Source organism: Amycolatopsis sp. SID8362 (genome assembly GCF_010550475.1).
GTDB classification, from domain to species: domain Bacteria; phylum Actinomycetota; class Actinomycetes; order Mycobacteriales; family Pseudonocardiaceae; genus Amycolatopsis; species Amycolatopsis eburnea.
Genome location: NZ_JAAGNB010000862.1, coordinates 1 through 15,431, shown reverse-complemented (window position 1 = coordinate 15,431; position 15,431 = coordinate 1). Strand labels below are relative to the sequence as shown.

The 15,431-nt window shown below is 70.6% G+C and carries 15 protein-coding genes and 1 riboswitch; of the genes, 5 read left to right on the top strand and 10 right to left on the bottom strand.

Annotated features, from left to right (window positions below; translation table 11 throughout):
* Positions 1–1,064: Hsp70 family protein (locus tag G3I65_RS26850; RefSeq protein ID WP_160698577.1), on the bottom strand; the 1,064-nt coding region annotated here is incomplete at its 3' end.
* A gap of 113 nt (positions 1,065–1,177) precedes the next feature.
* The gene (locus G3I65_RS26845) at positions 1,178–3,736 is read right to left on the bottom strand and encodes an ATP-dependent Clp protease ATP-binding subunit (protein ID WP_160698576.1); all 2,559 of its coding nucleotides are present in this window, start codon (positions 3,734–3,736) and stop codon (positions 1,178–1,180) included.
* A gap of 369 nt (positions 3,737–4,105) precedes the next feature.
* Here G3I65_RS26845 and G3I65_RS26840 point away from each other — a divergent pair, with 369 nt between their 5' ends.
* Positions 4,106–5,023, top strand: a complete 918-nt coding sequence (locus G3I65_RS26840) for a (2Fe-2S)-binding protein (RefSeq protein ID WP_239071467.1) — start codon at positions 4,106–4,108, stop codon at positions 5,021–5,023.
* On the opposite strand, the gene G3I65_RS26835 is transcribed toward G3I65_RS26840, so the two are convergent.
* Positions 4,933–5,499 carry a TIGR03086 family metal-binding protein gene (locus G3I65_RS26835; RefSeq protein WP_160698575.1) on the bottom strand — a complete coding sequence of 189 codons (567 nt, stop codon included), beginning with the start codon at positions 5,497–5,499 and terminating at the stop codon, positions 4,933–4,935. The genes G3I65_RS26840 and G3I65_RS26835 overlap by 91 nt on opposite strands.
* A gap of 65 nt (positions 5,500–5,564) precedes the next feature.
* On the opposite strand from G3I65_RS26835, the gene G3I65_RS26830 reads away from it, so the two are divergent.
* Positions 5,565–6,434 (top strand): helix-turn-helix domain-containing protein, encoded by an 870-nt coding sequence (locus tag G3I65_RS26830; RefSeq protein ID WP_309235723.1) that lies wholly within the window; start codon positions 5,565–5,567, stop codon positions 6,432–6,434.
* A gap of 7 nt (positions 6,435–6,441) precedes the next feature.
* Here the strand turns inward: G3I65_RS26830 and G3I65_RS26825 are convergent, their stop codons facing one another.
* Positions 6,442–6,792 carry an Lsr2 family protein gene (locus G3I65_RS26825; RefSeq protein ID WP_160698574.1) on the bottom strand — a complete coding sequence of 117 codons (351 nt, stop codon included), beginning with the start codon at positions 6,790–6,792 and terminating at the stop codon, positions 6,442–6,444.
* A 147-nt stretch (positions 6,793–6,939) separates the two neighbouring features.
* Entirely contained in the window at positions 6,940–8,451 is a 1,512-nt protein-coding gene (gene lysS / locus G3I65_RS26820) for a lysine--tRNA ligase (protein WP_160698573.1), read from the bottom strand.
* Between the two features lie 76 nt (positions 8,452–8,527).
* Between lysS and G3I65_RS26815 the strand changes: the two genes are divergently transcribed.
* From G3I65_RS26815 to G3I65_RS26805, 3 genes are all read left to right on the top strand, one after another.
* Positions 8,528–9,280: a class I SAM-dependent methyltransferase gene (locus tag G3I65_RS26815; protein WP_160698572.1), complete on the top strand. Its 753-nt coding sequence runs from the start codon at positions 8,528–8,530 to the stop codon at positions 9,278–9,280.
* Between the two features lie 21 nt (positions 9,281–9,301).
* A riboswitch (guanidine-III (ykkC-III) riboswitch) is annotated at positions 9,302–9,372 on the top strand.
* 27 nt (positions 9,373–9,399) lie between these two features.
* On the top strand, positions 9,400–9,714 hold the full coding sequence (locus tag G3I65_RS26810; protein WP_160698571.1) for a multidrug efflux SMR transporter: 315 nt from the start codon (positions 9,400–9,402) through the stop codon (positions 9,712–9,714).
* Positions 9,715–9,747: 33 nt separating this feature from the next.
* Positions 9,748–10,149, top strand: coding sequence for a DUF6640 family protein (locus G3I65_RS26805; RefSeq protein ID WP_160698570.1), 402 nt, complete (start codon positions 9,748–9,750; stop codon positions 10,147–10,149).
* 498 nt (positions 10,150–10,647) lie between these two features.
* Here G3I65_RS26805 and G3I65_RS26800 read toward each other — a convergent pair whose 3' ends face one another.
* From G3I65_RS26800 to G3I65_RS26780, 5 genes are all read right to left on the bottom strand, one after another.
* Complete coding sequence (locus G3I65_RS26800; RefSeq protein WP_160698569.1) at positions 10,648–11,427, bottom strand: type III pantothenate kinase; 780 nt, start codon at positions 11,425–11,427, stop codon at positions 10,648–10,650.
* Between the two features lie 5 nt (positions 11,428–11,432).
* Positions 11,433–11,927: an aspartate 1-decarboxylase gene (panD, locus tag G3I65_RS26795; RefSeq protein WP_125308255.1), complete on the bottom strand. Its 495-nt coding sequence runs from the start codon at positions 11,925–11,927 to the stop codon at positions 11,433–11,435.
* Positions 11,928–11,936: 9 nt separating this feature from the next.
* Positions 11,937–12,842 (bottom strand): pantoate--beta-alanine ligase, encoded by a 906-nt coding sequence (gene panC / locus G3I65_RS26790; RefSeq protein ID WP_160698568.1) that lies wholly within the window; start codon positions 12,840–12,842, stop codon positions 11,937–11,939.
* The gene (locus G3I65_RS26785; RefSeq protein ID WP_375336719.1) at positions 12,839–13,801 is read right to left on the bottom strand and encodes a Rossmann-like and DUF2520 domain-containing protein; all 963 of its coding nucleotides are present in this window, start codon (positions 13,799–13,801) and stop codon (positions 12,839–12,841) included. The genes panC and G3I65_RS26785 overlap by 4 nt, the downstream gene beginning before the upstream one ends.
* Before the next feature lie 90 nt (positions 13,802–13,891).
* On the bottom strand, positions 13,892–14,995 hold the full coding sequence (locus G3I65_RS26780; protein WP_160698578.1) for a PrsW family intramembrane metalloprotease: 1,104 nt from the start codon (positions 14,993–14,995) through the stop codon (positions 13,892–13,894).
* Positions 14,996–15,431 lie beyond the last annotated feature (436 nt).

Here is a 15,431-nt window from a genome sequence, read left to right as displayed (position 1 = left end):
AACGCGGGCACGGTGAGGTCCGAGGTGCCGAGCGGAACGTGGTGCAGTCCGAAGGCGACGGCCGTCTCGGGCTGGTCCAGCGTGGTCGGCGCGACCCCGAGCTGCCGCCCGAGCAGCGCGGCCAGCAACGGCATCCGGCTCGGCCCGCCGACGAGGTGGATCCCGGCGAGCTGCGCGGGTGCCAGCCCGGCGCGGCGGATCGTCGTCCCGAGCAGTTCGGCGCTGCGCAGCAGGCTGGGCCGCACGAGCGCCTCGAGCTCGTCGCGGCTGACGAGGACGTCCCCGAACGGCTCCGGCATGGGGACGTGGGTCTGCGCGTGCCGGGAGAGGCTTTCCTTGGCGTCGCGGACGTCCTGGAGCAGCGCCCGCCGCGTCCGCCGGTCGGCGGTGGTCCGCGGGCGCAGCAACCGTTGCCACTGCGCGGGATCCGCGTGCGACACCGCGCGCCCGATGTGCACGAGCAGCGCCTGGTCGATGTCGAGGCTCCCGAGGTCCGGCAGCCCGCTCTCGGCCAGCACGGCGAACCCCTGCCTGCTCACCCCGACGACGGCGCAGTCGAAGGTGCCGGCCCCGAGGTCGTAAACCCCGATCGGCCCACCCCCGGAATGCCCGAGACTCGCGTAGTGCGCGGCGGCGGCCACGGGTTCGGGGATCAGCCGGACATCGGGCAGCCCGGCCTTCGCGGCGGCGGTCCGGATCGCCTCCTGCCGCGCGGCACCCCACCCGGCGGGGTGCGAGATCCGCGTCTGCCCGGCGGGCCCGGCTTCCTCCCCCATCCGCCGCAGCACGGCGGCGAAGGCGTCGGTGACCGGGACATCGGTGTCCCCGAGCCGCAAGGTGCCTTCGCCGATCCGCCGCTTGGGGTTGGGCTCGAACCGGCTGGGATCGAGCCGCGCCCGCCGCTCGGCGTCGCGGCCGGTGACGAGCAGGCCGTCGTCGTTGAGGAAGACGGCTGAGGGCATGGTGACGGAGCCGTCGACTTCGACCGCCCGGGGTCCGTGCCCGGCGGTGGAGAGCACCCCCACGGTGCTGGAAGTCCCGAAGTCGATCGCCAGCACGTCCACGCGGAATCCCCTCCCAAGGCCCGCGGGCATCGTCTCACGGGGGTCTGGGACACGAGAAAGGGCGGCTCCCCCGAAACCGGGGAAACCGCCCTCTTCAAGCACCGCTCAGCCGATCACTCGCCTTCGGCTTCGCCGCCCTGCTCCTCGTGGCCCGCGCCGATGCTGACCGGCGGGGCGTCCGGGACCGACGACGGCTTGCGCTCACCGCGGAAGGTGAACTTGGCCTGGTCGTCCTTGTCCTCCGGGTTGCCGCTCCAGCCTTCGACGTCGACCAGGATGATCTGACCCGGCTCGACCTCGCCGAACAGGATCTTCTCGGACAGCTGGTCCTCGATCTCACGCTGGATGGTCCGGCGCAGCGGCCGGGCACCGAGCACGGGGTCGAAGCCGCGCTTGGCCAGGAGGGACTTGGCCTTCTCGGTCAGCTCCAGCTCCATGTCCTTGGCGCGCAGCTGGGTCTCGACCCGGCCGATCATCAGGTCGACCATCATGATGATCTGTTCCTGCGTCAGCTGGTGGAACACGATGATGTCATCGATCCGGTTCAGGAACTCCGGGCGGAAATGCTTCTTCATTTCCTCGTTGACCTTCTGCTTCATCTTCTCGTACCGGTTCGTGGTGTCGTTGGACCCGGCGAACCCGAGGGAGACGGACTTCGAGATGTCCGACGTACCCAGGTTGGACGTGAAGATGAGGACCGTGTTCTTGAAGTCGACCGTGCGGCCCTGACCGTCGGTCAGGCGGCCGTCCTCCAGCACCTGCAGGAGCGTGTTGTAGATCTCCTGGTGCGCCTTCTCGATCTCGTCGAACAGGACCACCGAGAACGGCTTGCGCCGCACCTTCTCGGTCAGCTGCCCGCCCTCTTCGTAGCCGACGTAGCCCGGAGGGGCACCGAAGAGCCGCGAAGCGGTGTAGCGGTCGTGGAACTCGCCCATGTCGATCTGGATGAGCGCGTCGTCCTCGCCGAACAGGAACGAGGCCAGCGCCTTCGACAGCTCGGTCTTACCGACACCGGACGGGCCGGCGAAGATGAACGAGCCCGACGGGCGCTTCGGGTCCTTCAGGCCGGCACGCGTACGGCGGATCGCCTGCGAAACGGCCTTGACCGCGTCCTCCTGGCCGATGATGCGCTTGTGGAGCTCGTCCTCCATGCGCAGCAGCCGGGTGGTCTCCTCCTCGGTCAGCTTGAACACCGGGATGCCGGTCCAGTTGGCCAGCACCTCCGCGATCTGCTCGTCGTCGACCTCGGCGACGACGTCGAGGTCGCCGTCCTTCCACTGCTTCTCCCGCTCGCCCTTCTGGCCGAGGAGGGTCTTCTCCTCGTCACGCAGGCGGGCGGCCCGCTCGAAGTCCTGCGCGTCGATCGCGGACTCCTTGTCGCGGCGGACGTTCGCGATCTTCTCGTCGAACTCGCGCAGGTCCGGCGGCGCGGTCATCCGGCGGATGCGCATCCGGGCGCCGGCCTCGTCGATCAGGTCGATCGCCTTGTCCGGGAGGAACCGGTCGTTGATGTACCGGTCCGCCAGGGTCGCGGCGGCGACCAGCGCCGAGTCGGTGATCGAGACGCGGTGGTGCGCCTCGTACCGGTCGCGCAGGCCCTTGAGGATCTCGATCGTGTGCTCCAGCGACGGCTCGCCGACCTGGATCGGCTGGAACCGGCGCTCGAGGGCGGCGTCCTTCTCGATGTACTTGCGGTACTCCTCGAGCGTGGTCGCGCCGATCGTCTGCAGCTCACCGCGGGCGAGCATCGGCTTCAGGATCGAAGCCGCGTCGATCGCGCCCTCGGCGGCACCCGCCCCGACCAGCGTGTGCAGCTCGTCGATGAACAGGATGATGTCGCCGCGGGTCTTGATCTCCTTGAGCACCTTCTTCAGGCGCTCTTCGAAGTCACCGCGGTAGCGGGAGCCGGCGACCAGGGAGCCCAGGTCCAGCGTGTAGAGCTGCTTGTCCTTGAGCGTCTCGGGCACCTCGCCCTTGACGATGCTCTGCGCGAGGCCCTCGACGACGGCGGTCTTGCCGACGCCGGGCTCGCCGATGAGCACCGGGTTGTTCTTGGTCCGGCGGGACAGCACCTGCATGACCCGCTCGATCTCCTTGCCGCGCCCGATGACCGGGTCGAGCTTGCCCTCGCGGGCGAGCACGGTCATGTTGCGGCCGAACTGGTCCAGGACCAGCGACGACGACGGGGTGCCCTCACCGCGGCCGGAACCGGTTTCGGTGGACTCCTTGCCGCCCTGGTAGCCCGAGAGCAGCTGCAGCACCTGCTGGCGGACCCGGTTGAGGTCCGCACCCAGCTTGACCAGCACCTGCGCGGCGACGCCCTCGCCCTCGCGGATCAGGCCCAGCAGGATGTGCTCGGTGCCGATGTAGTTGTGGCCGAGCTGCAGCGCTTCGCGCAGCGACAGCTCCAGCACCTTCTTGGCCCGCGGCGTGAAGGGGATGTGCCCGCTCGGGGCCTGCTGCCCCTGGCCGATGATCTCCTCGACCTGCTGGCGGACGCCTTCAAGCGCGATACCCAGCGACTCCAGCGCCTTGGCGGCGACACCCTCACCCTCGTGGATCAGACCCAGGAGGATGTGCTCGGTGCCGATGTAGTTGTGGTTGAGCATCCTGGCCTCTTCTTGAGCCAGGACGACCACCCGCCTCGCGCGGTCGGTGAACCTCTCAAACATGTGCACTCCCTCGACTGCTGCGCCGGCGGCCCGTTTCCATCGTGCTTTCACCGCGATGGATTCAGCACCGTGAGACCACTCTAGTAGCCAAGTGGTCGCGCTGGCGTACCACTACGGCTGACAGTGGCCTTTTCCGCACCCGGACGTGGCATCTCCCGGGTGCGTCCATCTTCATGTTGCCCTGCACCTTTACGTCAAGCCCAACGTGCGGACGGCCGCCCGGATTCCGCCATCCGCGCGGTGTCCGCTCACCGCGAACAGTCCGCAACCTGGGAGTGCCGGATCACGGTGCCACCCGATTGGCGCAGCCGCCGTCTGCCTGTAAGGTTAGGCACGCCTAATCCATGACGGCTGCGAGGAGGGCCGCGGTTGAACCAGCAGCGGTCCTTCCGAGACGCACGCGAGGTCGGCGACGGCCTCGCGTCGTCGTTGCGGCGGGTCTCCGGCCGCCAGGAGCGCACCGAGCTGCGCCGCGACGTCCCGGCGGGCTGGATCCGCTGCTCGGAGCTGCTGGAGACGCCCGCGTACTTCGACGAGTGGCGCGGCCTGCTCGGCGACTGGCTGCTGCGCGAGCACGACGCGACGCCGTCCCGGACCACGGCCAGCTGGGTGATGACCTGGTACCTGCACGTCCCGGCGTACGTCGGCGCGCTGCTGCTGCACCACGAGCGCCGGGTGCCGTCGCTGAAGCCTGCGGAGCTGGCGTTCCGGCTGGCCGACGACCGCCCGCACCCCGACGGCATGGCCGTGCTGGGTGACGCGTTCCACTGCCTGCCGACGGACCCGGGCTCCGCCCTCCCGGAGGCGACCGTGGTCCGCGACGAGCGCGCGCTGGCGGCGGTCCTGCGGGCCCGCTACCTGGCCCACGCGGCCCAGTTCGTCCGGGCGTACGCGCCGGTCAGCAGGCTCGGCCGCCGGATGCTCTGGGCGGCGGCGACCGACGCGCTGGAGAACTCGCTGTGGTGGGCGGGCCGCCAGGGCGGCACGCCGGAAGCGGAGGGCGCGGGCGTCGCCGACGCGGCGCTGGTCCTCGACACGCGCTACCCGCCGCTGACCTCGGCGTCGACGTTGCGCCTGACGGAGGGCCCCGACGGCCACCGCGAGTGGACGCGGCGCCGCGAGAGCTGCTGCTTCTCCTACCTGCTCCCGGCCGAATCGGAGTGCGACGGCTGCCCGCGCACCTGCTCGTCGCGGGCTCAGGGCGTCCAGGACGGGTCGCGCCCGGAGGCACCCAGCGCCCGGTCCAGCGCCGACGCACCGGCGGGGACCGCCACCTCGGGCCCGTAGACGCCCGTCGAGCGCGCCCGCTCGCCCATCAGCACCGCGGACTCGTACACCACCGTCGCCGCTTCGGGGGCGCAGACCAGCTCCTGGCCACTCGCCCGTGCCAGGTCCCAGCCGTGCAGCACGAACTCGCCCAGCACCATGGCGCCGACGACCGAGGCAGGCAGCCGGGCCGTCCCCAGCGCCGTCGTGCCCGTCCACGCCGACGGCGTCCCGAAGACGTCCACGAGCGTCTCCGTCTGCTTCTCCAGCACCGCGCGCCAGTCCTCGCCGACCAGGGCCGCCGCCGCCTCGGTCCCGCCGGGTGGCGGCTCCTCGCGCCGTCCCGCGGCCAGCAGCCACGGGCCCCAGTACAGGAGGTGGTTCAGCAGCCCGCGGACGTCGTACCCGGCGCACGGCGTCGGCGCGGTCAGCTCGGTCACCGCGGTGGCGACCCGGACGAATTCGGCCGCGGCGGGCCGCAGCAGTTCGGCAGTCATGCCGGCGAGCCAAGCCGGTCTCGGGCGGCCCGTATTGGACGAACGCGACAGCTACCGTGTGCGGCGTGGCACACCGGATCCCGCGCGGCATCGTGGCCGAGGCCACCGCGCGCACGATGTTCACGCTGACCAGGCACCCGCCCGTGCCCGCGCTGGCGGACTTCGTCGACTACCACTGGGTCCTGCGCTGGGACCGGCGCGGCGAACCACCGCACGAGCAGCGGGTGCTGCCGAACCTCGCGGTGCACGTCACGTTCTTCCCCGGCGCTTCCGGCGTGTACGGCCCGGCGCGCGACGTCTTTTCCCATCGCCTCTCGGGCCGCGTGCAGGATTTGGGCGTGCGTTTCCGGCCGGGGTGCTTCCACGCGTTCCTCGGTGGCCCGGTGAGTGACATCGCCGACCGATCCGTCCCGCTCACGGACGTTTTCGGGCCGGCGGCGATCCGGGCCGCGGAATCGGTGCGCACGGCGGGCGACGACGCGCAAATGGTCCGTGCGGTCGACAACTTGCTGATCGCAAATCCGGTACGGCTCTCCCCGGCCGCGCGCCAGGCCGCCGAGGCGGTGGAATCAATCGCGCGCGATCCGGGAATTACCCGGGTGGCGCAACTGTGCGCGGATACTGGACTAACCACCCGGTCGGTCCAGCGGTTGTTCGCCGAACACGTCGGCTGCCCGCCCAAGTGGGCGATCCGGATATACCGCCTCAACGACGCTGCGCAGCGGTTGGTCACGGAAGGACAGCCGGATTACGCCGGACTGGCGGTTCGACTGGGCTATAGCGACCAGTCGCACTTCATCCGCGATTTCCGGACGGTGACCGGTCAGTCGCCTGCCGAGTACGCCCGAACGGCTCAGGCAGTGCGAACCGGACAAGGACCGGACACGAAGAAAGCCGCCGGGCGAATTCGCCCGGCGGCCTCCAGCAGCTCGTGAACGGCCCTCAGTTCTTCTTGTGGTAGGCCTCGACGACCTCGGAGGGGATCCGGCCCCGGTCCGAAACCGCGTAACCGTTCTTGCGCGCCCAAGCGCGAATGGCCTGGTTCTGCTCACGGTCGACCGCGGCCGGGCGGGCCGATCCCTTGCCCGAGACCGGGCGCGCGGAAGCGCGCTTGCGGCCACCCGCGCGCCGCGCGTGCTCGACATACTGGGCGAGGGCGTCCCGCAGCTCCTCGGCGTTTTCCGAGGAGAGATCGATCTGGTAGCTGACGCCGTCCAAACCGAACTCGACGGTCTCTTCGGCCTCGCTGCCGTCCAGGTCGTCCACCAGCGAGACGAGCACCTTCTGCGCCATCTGTTTCCTCCTGCGGGGCTTACTCAATGATCTGGTGACGGGGCGAGCCCCGGGGACAGAAGACTTTGTCTAGAACATTAGTACCCGCTCCGGGAGTGCAGCGCAAATCTCTATGCGATAACCGGCCGCTATCCTCACACGGGCGGGTTATTCAGGACGCACCAGCGGGAAGAGGATCGTCTCCCGGATACCGAGACCGGTCAGCGCCATGAGCAGCCGGTCGATCCCCATTCCGACGCCGCCGCTCGGGGGCATTCCGTACTCCAGGGCACGCAGGAAATCCTCGTCCAGCCGCATGGCTTCGCTATCGCCCTGCGCGGCCAGCAGCGACTGTTCGGTGAGCCGTTCCCGTTCGACGACCGGATCGACCAGCTCGGAGTATCCGGTGGCGAGTTCGAATCCGCGCACGTAGAGGTCCCACTTCTCGGCCACGCCCGCCCGCGAGCGGTGCTGCCTCGTCAATGGCGACGTCTCCAGCGGAAAATCACGGACAAACGTCGGTGCGTGCAGGTGATCTCCGACGAGGTGTTCCCACAGTTCCTCGACGAGCTTCCCGTGCCCGAGCTTCGGATCCACTTCGAGGCCCCTGGCCTGCGCGAATCCGTGCAGTTTGGCGGCGGGCGTCTCCGGCGTCACCTCTTCACCGAGGGAATCGGACAACGACTCGTACATTCCGAGCGTGGTCCATTCGCCGGAGAGGTCGTACTCCGAACCGTCGGGCAGCGTGACGACCTGGGTGTCCAGCACGGCCTGCGCGGCCTCCTGGATCAGCTCCCGCGTCATCACGGCGTTCGTGTCGTAAGTGGCGTACGCCTCGTAGTACTCGAGCATCGCGAACTCCGGCGAGTGCGAAGAGTCGCTGCCCTCGTTCCGGAAGTTGCGGTTGATCTCGAAGACCTTTTCGATGCCGCCGACGACGCAGCGCTTGAGGTAGAGCTCCGGCGCGATCCGCAGGAACAGCTCCATGTCGAAGGCGTTCGACCGGGTGACGAACGGGCGGGCCGCGGCGCCGCCGTGCAGCGTCTGCAGCATCGGCGTCTCGACCTCGGTGAACCCGCGGCGGTGGAACGACTCCCGCAGCGACCGGACCACGCCGGCGCGGGTGCGCACGACGTCCCGCGCGCGCGGGCGCATGATGAGGTCGACGTAGCGCTGGCGGATCCGCGTTTCCTCGGCGAGTTCCTTGTGCGCGTTGGGCAGCGGGCGCAGCGCCTTCGACGTGAGGCGCCAGGCGTCGGCCATCACGGACAGCTCGCCGCGCTTGGAGGTGATGACCTCGCCCTGCACGAACACGTGGTCGCCGAGGTCGACGTCGGCCTTCCACGCCGCCAGCGCGTCTTCGCCGACCTTCGCCAGGCTGATCATCGCCTGCAGCTCGGTGCCGTCGCCCTCGCGGAGGCTGGCGAAGCACAGTTTGCCGGTGTTGCGCAGGAACATGACCCGGCCCGTGACGCCGACTGTCTCGCCCGTGGCGGTGTCGACGGGCAGCCCTTCGTGCGCTGCCCGCACCTCGGCGAGCGAGTGCGTGCGCGGCACCTCGACCGGGTAGGGATCGATGCCCTCGGCGAGGATCCGGTCGCGCTTCTCCCGGCGCACCCGCATCTGCTCGGGCAGTTCGTCTTCGGCGGGGTCGCTGGTGGAAGCGGGGTTTTCGGTCATGGCCCATAGGGTACGAACCCCGCCGCACGCTACGCCAACCGGATTACCTTTACTTTCCTTCCATTAACCTGGCCCGGTGAGTGATCCCACCCGCGCCCGGCGGGCTTCTTCCTTCGGCAGCCGCGCGGCCGCGTACGCCGAGCACCGGCCCGATTACCCGCGGGCAGCGATCGAGTGGGGCCTTTCCGGCGCCACCGGAACCCCGCGCCGGGTGCTCGATCTCGGCGCCGGAACGGGCAAGCTGACCCTCGGCCTGACCGACCTCGGCCTCGACGTCACCGCCGTCGAACCCGACCCGGAAATGCGCGCGGAACTGGCGCGGCGGGTGCCGTCGGCGACCGCGCTGGCCGGCCGGGCGGAACGGATCCCGGTGCCCGACGCCGAGGTCGACGCGGTATTCGTCGGCCAGGCGTTCCATTGGTTCGACGTGCCGGCGGCGATGACGGAGATCGGCCGCGTGCTGCGTCCCGGCGGCGTGCTGGTGCCGATGTGGAACTACGAAGACGAATCGGTCCCGTGGGTGGCCGAGTTCACCGAACTGGGCCGCGACGGCGCCCGCAAGCCGGCGTCGACCGACGATTTGCGTGAGGTGGCGCACCCGGCGTTCGAGCCGTTCGACGAGGAACGGTTTCACCATGTGCAACAGCGCACCGCGGAGACGCTGCTGGAAACGATCGCGACCTATTCCCTCGTGATCGTCTCGTCGCCGGAGGAGTCGTCCGCGCTCTTGACCCGCCTTCGCGGCTTCCTCGCGGCCAATCCGGCGACGGCGAATGGTGAGTTCGACCTCCCGTTGGTCACCTGGGGACTGCGCGCCCGCCGCCGTTAGCTTTCCGGCGTGCTAGCTTCGGAAGTGGCCCCCGCGTCCGCGGCCGGCCCCGGACGAGCGCGTCGTACCCGGTCAGGACAAGACGGCGCAGTGGTTCCACACACTGCGAAAGGCTCGTCATGTCCTGGCTCGTCCTCATCCTGTCCGGAGTGTTCGAAACGATCTGGGCGGCCGCGCTCGGCGCGTCCAAGGGGCTCTCCCGCCCGGTTCCCGCGGTGACGTTCGTGCTCGCGCTCGCGCTGAGCATGGGCGGCCTGGCGTACGCACTCCGCGAGATCCCGCTCGGCACCGGTTACGCGATCTGGGTCGGCATCGGCACGATCGGCACGGCGCTTTACGGCATCTTCGTGCTCGGCGACTCTTTTTCGGCGGCACGGATCACCTGCCTGGCGCTGATCGTGGCGGGCGTCGTCGGGCTCAAACTGCTCCATTGACCTCGATCAAAGTGGAGGTTCGATACTGGCGGGATGAGCCGGAAACCCTTGGGGCGAGCGCTGATCTCGCTGACTTCACTCTTGACGGCGGTGGGCCCGTACCGCGCCGACTGGAACGAGACCCATGTGTACAACCCCGCGTGGCCACCGCACGCGAAGTTCCACAACGGCCAGACGATGAGCCTGGGACTGGCACTGGGCGTAACCAGCCTGTGGCAGCTGTGGCGGCCGTCTTCGGGCCGAGCCGGGCTTGACGCTGGGGCGGCGCTGGCGTCGTTGTACTGGGTGACGCAGGTTTCGGCGTTGGCCTACCCGGGGTCGCGCGCGGTCGATCCGCCGGGCAAGGGCTTCCCGCAGGCCAAGGTGGCTTTCCCGGCGCTCGCGGTGACGGCGCTCGGGTATTTGCTGGAGCGACGCAGGCTGGCCCGCGGCTGAGGTCGAGTCGGTTCCCGCGGGTAGCCGACGGCCGCGGGTGTCGCGAATGACTCATTGGGGACTTCGTAGGTCCCGACCGAGTCATTCGCGACCTCGGTCCACCGGCTCGGCCCGTCGGACCGCACCGGATTGCGCCTGACCGGCACCGGAACCCACCGGGCCGGAGCCGAACGCACCGGGCCGGTGGCGGAATGCGCCGCCACCCACCGGACCGCGCTGGACCAGCGTCGGATTGCGCCGCTACCCACCGGACCGCCGTACCGGCGCCGGACCGCACCGGAGCCCGTCGAAGTGCGGCGCTCTGCGTCAAACCGCGGCAGCCTGCACAGAACTGCGGCCGCCTGCACCGGCCCCCACACCCCCGACGCCCGGCCGCGGCCCGCCCTCCCTTGGGGGCTCCCCCGCTTCCAGCGTATCGGCCGCCCCTGGCTAAAAGCCGCGAAAAGCGCGCCCACGGCCCGGTTGTCCACACCCCCACCGGATTGTGGACAACCGGCGTCAGGGGCGGATGTTGCGCTCGTAGACCAGCCGCAGCCCGAGCAGCGTCAGGTCCGGCACGTGGTCGGTGATCGTCTCCGACTCCCCGATCACCAGCGGCGCCAGCCCGCCGGTCGCCAGCACCGCGACCGGTTCCACACCACCGGGCGAAAGCTCGCGCACGATCCGCTTCACGAGCCCGTCGACCTGCCCGGCGAACCCGTACAAGATCCCCGACTGCAGGCACTCCACGGTGTTCTTCCCGATCACCGACCGCGGCGGCACCAGCTCGACCTTCCGCAACGCCGCCGCGCGCAGTGCCAGCGCGTCCACCGAAATCTCGATCCCCGGTGCGAACGCGCCGCCCAGGAACTCGCCGCGGGAAGAGATCGCGTCCACGTTGGTCGACGTGCCGAAGTCGACCACCACGCACGCCGTGCCGCTGTGGAGGTGGTGCGCGGCCAGCGTGTTCGCCAGCCGGTCCGCGCCCACCTCCTTCGGGTTGTCCACCAGCAGTGGCACGCCCGTGCGGACGCCCGGTTCCACCACGATCTTCGGCACGTCGGCGTAGTACCGCGACAGCATCACGCGCAGTTCGCGCAGCACCGCCGGCACCGTCGACAGCGCGCTGATGCCCGTCACCGAATCCGCGTGCGGGCCCAGCAGGCCGCGCACCGTCAACGCCAGCTCGTCGGCCGTCATGCGCGCGTCCGTGCGCATGCGCCAGTCACCCACGAGCGACTGGCCGGACCACAGGCCGAGGACGATGTTCGTGTTGCCGACGTCGACGGTGAGCAGCAAGCGGGTCAGCTTTCCGCGTGCAGCAACGCGTCGAGGCGGCGGGCGTCCGCCGTCTCCGCGACCGGGAAGACCGCCGTCTCGTCGTCCGGCAGCGTCACGGTGCCGCTCAGCAGGCCCGATCCCTCCGGCGCGTAGCCGGGGTCGCTGTGCCGGTGGACGATCCGGTTGTCCGCGTCGACGAACACCACGCGCGGTTCGTACCTCGCGGCCTCCGCGTCCTCCATCTGGCCGTACGAAATGAGGATGACGAGGTCACCCGGGTGCACCAGGTGCGCCGCCGCGCCGTTGATGCCGAGGACGCCGCTGCCGCGTTCGCCCTTGATGACGTAGGTCTCCAGCCGGGCGCCGTTCGTGACGTCCACAATGGACACCTGTTCGCCCGGCAGCAGGTCCGCGGCTTCCATCAGATCTTCGTCGACCGTCACGGATCCGACGTAGTGCAGGTCGGCCTGGGTCACCGTGACCCGGTGGATCTTCGACTTGAGCATCGTGCGGTACATCGTGGACTCCTATTCCCCTGCGTCCAGCCGCTCCGGGTGCTCGACGGCCTTGCCGAGCAGCACCGGGGCGTTGTCGATCAGCCGGGTACTCCCCACCCGGGCCGCGATCAACAGTCGTGCCTCACCGTCGACGGGCGCGGGCCCGAGGTCGGTTCCCCTCAACTCCAGGTAATCCACCTCGACCGCCGGCCGGGCGGCGAGGGTCTTCCACGCGGTTTCGAGGACCGCGTCGGCGCCGTCCCGGCCGACGAACGCCCCCGCGGTGAGGGCGGCCGACAGGACGACGGCGTCTTCGCGCTGCTCAGGCGTCAGGTAGACGTTGCGCGACGACAGCGCCAGCCCGTCGCGCTCCCGCACGGTCGGCACGCCGATGACGCGCGTGTCGATGTTCAGGTCCCGGACCATCCGCTTGATCAGCACCAGCTGCTGGTAGTCCTTCTCGCCGAAGAACGCGTAGTCCGGGCGCACCAGGTTGAACAGCTTCGCCACGACGGTCAGCACGCCGGCGAAGTGGCCGGGCCGGACGACGCCCTCGAGCTCGTCGCCGAGTGGGCCCGGGTGCACGGTCACCGCCGCGCCGTCGGCGTACAGGGCGTCGGCGCTCGGGGTGAACGCGATTTCGACGCCGTCCTCGCGCAGCACGGCCAGGTCGGCGTCCAGGGGCCGCGGGTACGCCTCGAAGTCCTCGCCCTCGCCGAACTGCAGCGGGTTGACGAAGATCGAGGTGGCCACGACGGTGTTCGGCAGCCGCTTCGCGCGGCGGATCAGCTCGCGGTGCCCGGCGTGCAGCGCGCCCATGGTGGGCACGAGCGCGACCTTGCGGCCAACGCCGCGCAGCGCACGGCTGACCTGGCTGACGTGCTCGGGCGGCGCGAACGCGTTCAGCGTGCCGCGGGTGAATTTCGGTGTGGTCACTGGTCTTGCTGCCCTTCGGCGGGATCGTCGAGGAGTTCGGTGAGGTCTTTGGCGGCCGCGGTGTCCGGCAGCACTCCTGCTGCCAGGGAACGCGCCACCGTGCGCTTGGCCAGCGCCCGGTAGGCCGGCGCCACGTCCGGCGCCCGGTCCGTGAGCACCGCGAGGTGCTTGCGGACGGTGCCGAGATCGCCACGGGCGACCGGGCCGGTGAGCGCGCGGTCGCCGTGCCGCAGCACATTATCCAACGCCGCCGAAAGCAACGGTGCGACCAGGCGTTCGGAATGCCCGATTCCCGCTTCCCGCAAGACTTCCGTGCAGTCGGCGACCAGTGTCATCAGGTGGTTCGCGCCGTGGGTCAACGCAGCGTGGTAGAGCGCTCGCGCGGAGTCGGGGATCCGCACCGGCTCGGCACCCATCTCGACCGCCAGCGCTTCGCCGACGTTCCAGGCCGCTTCGTCGTCCTCGGCCGCGGTGACGCCGATGCTGCACGCCGCCAGCCGCTCGAGGTCCTCCTCGCGGCCGGTGAACGTCATCACCGGGTGCAGCGCGAGCGGCAGCGCCCCCGCTTCGGCCGCGGGCGCCAGCACGTCGATGCCCTGCGCGCCGGAGGTGTGCACGACGATCTGCCCGGGCCGCAGCGACCCCGTGGCGACGAGCCCGCGGACCATCCCGGCCAGCGCGTCGTCGGGGAGGGCGAGCAGCACCAGGTCCGCCCGGGCGACGGTTTCGTCGGGCGGCAGGACGGGCACGTCCGGGAGGAGGCGTTCGGCCCTGGCCAGCGACGCCGCGGAGAGGCCGGAGGCGGCGACGACGGTGTGTCCCGCCCGGGCCAGCGCGGCGCCGAGCACACTGCCCACCCGGCCGGCGGACACGACGCCGACCGCGAGGCGGGCGGGCCTCATCATGGCGTGCGCCTGTGGACGCTCATGGTTGGCAGACTCCCTCTGCTCTCGTTCCAGTCCCGCTCCGGGTACCGGACGAACGGCGCGAGACTAACTCGATTAAGCGCGAAGGGTTGAACCCGGGTGACCAGCTTCACCCGGACCGGTTCACCCGCGGGCGGCCTCGTCGGCGAGGCGCGTCGCCTCCGCGCGGGCGGCCTTCAACGTGCGCAGCAGCTCGCGCTGGCGCTGCCGGTCGGCGTCGCTGTGCAGCTCACGCCGGTCGAGGAAAGCGAGCTCGGTCACGCTCGCCTGGTAGACGGCGACGGCCTTCGCGGCCTGCTTCCCGGACTGCCGCTTCGCCTGCCGCCGCCACGCCCGCCGCCCGGGCAGGCTGGCCAGCAGATCGACCTCCGACGGCGCGATCCAGCGCGCCGACGCCATGTGCGGCAGCGCGGCGGCGATGATCCGCTGCTCCCGCCGTCGCTGCAGGATGACCAGGTAGAAGACGCCGAGGAACAGCGGCACCATGATCAGGAAGTAGACGGTGAGGAACTTCGACCCGCCGAGCAGCGCGGCGCTGTTCCACAGCGCGTGCAGGCAGACGGCGGCCAGGTAGCCGGCGATCGGCGCGACGAACTTGAGCGCCTTGGTGGTCGTCCGCGCGGCGATGCCGATCCCGATGCCGGTGAGCACCGCGAACAGCGGGTGCGTGAACGGCGCGAGCACGCCACGCAGGAAGAACGCCGTGATGACGCCCTGGCTGTGCCCGTCGCCGAAGCCGTAGTCGGCGAACGCGCGGCCGAAGTAGTAGATGTTCTCGGTGAAGGCGAACCCGGCGGCGCTGAACCCGGCGTAGACGACCCCGTCCACGACGCCGTCGAACTCGCTGGACCGGCGCCACGCGATGAGCACGACGAACAGCGCCTTCGCGGCCTCCTCGACCACGGGCGCCGAGACGAGCGCGGCGAGCGTGTTGCCGTTGCCGGTCCCGAGCAGCTCTTCGCCCACGGCCTCCGCGGTGGTGTTGATGAGCAGCGCGGTGATGGTGGCGATGCAGGCGCCCCAGGCGAAGGCGAGCAGCAGGAACTTCGCGGGCTCGGGCTCCCACCGGTCGACCCAGAGGAACCCGGCGACGACACCGGCGACCGGCACGAGCGCGGCCAGCACCCCGATGGTGACGGCGAGCGGCCCGACGCGCGCGGTGGCCAGCCCGAACAGGAACAGGCCGCACAGGGCCACCACGATCAGCCCGAACACCGGCAGCAGCACGGTGATCCGGCGAGGCCGCCGGCCACGGTCGAGTCCCGTCGCGGGCGAGAGGGTTCCGCTCACAGGCGGTCACCCTACGCAGACCGGACAGGAGAAGGAACGCCACCTCGCCCCTCGGCGCGCCCCGATGCCACATCGGGTGCACAGGACGCACCCAAGGCCACATCGGGTGCTCGCGAGCGGCCGATCTGCGCTCGCCGAGCCGTGGGCCAGCCCGCTGCGGCGCAGGCCCGGGAAGCGCCCCAATGTGGCCTTCGGTGCGTGAGACGCAACCAAGGCGGCCTTCGGTGCGTCTGACGCAACCAAGGCCACCTTGGGGCGCTCGGGTCGGGCCCAACGGCGGCTGCCCGAGCGCGGCCCGGGCACCTGCGGGAGCCGGAGGCTGCCCGCCGGCTGCGGGGCTCAGTCCTCCGCGCGACGGCGGCGGCGCGGGGTC

What these genes read in the sequence shown, in the direction of transcription:
- G3I65_RS26805 (WP_160698570.1), top strand. Translation starts at nt 9,748, where the DNA reads ATGAGCCGGAAACCCTTGGGGCGAGCGCTGATCTCGCTGACTTCACTC.
- G3I65_RS26845 (WP_160698576.1), bottom strand. Translation starts at nt 3,736, where the DNA reads ATGTTTGAGAGGTTCACCGACCGCGCGAGGCGGGTGGTCGTCCTGGCT.
- lysS (WP_160698573.1), bottom strand. Translation starts at nt 8,451, where the DNA reads ATGACCGAAAACCCCGCTTCCACCAGCGACCCCGCCGAAGACGAACTG.
- G3I65_RS26825 (WP_160698574.1), bottom strand. Translation starts at nt 6,792, where the DNA reads ATGGCGCAGAAGGTGCTCGTCTCGCTGGTGGACGACCTGGACGGCAGC.
- G3I65_RS26810 (WP_160698571.1), top strand. Translation starts at nt 9,400, where the DNA reads ATGTCCTGGCTCGTCCTCATCCTGTCCGGAGTGTTCGAAACGATCTGG.
- panD (WP_125308255.1), bottom strand. Translation starts at nt 11,927, where the DNA reads ATGTACCGCACGATGCTCAAGTCGAAGATCCACCGGGTCACGGTGACC.
- G3I65_RS26835 (WP_160698575.1), bottom strand. Translation starts at nt 5,499, where the DNA reads ATGACTGCCGAACTGCTGCGGCCCGCCGCGGCCGAATTCGTCCGGGTC.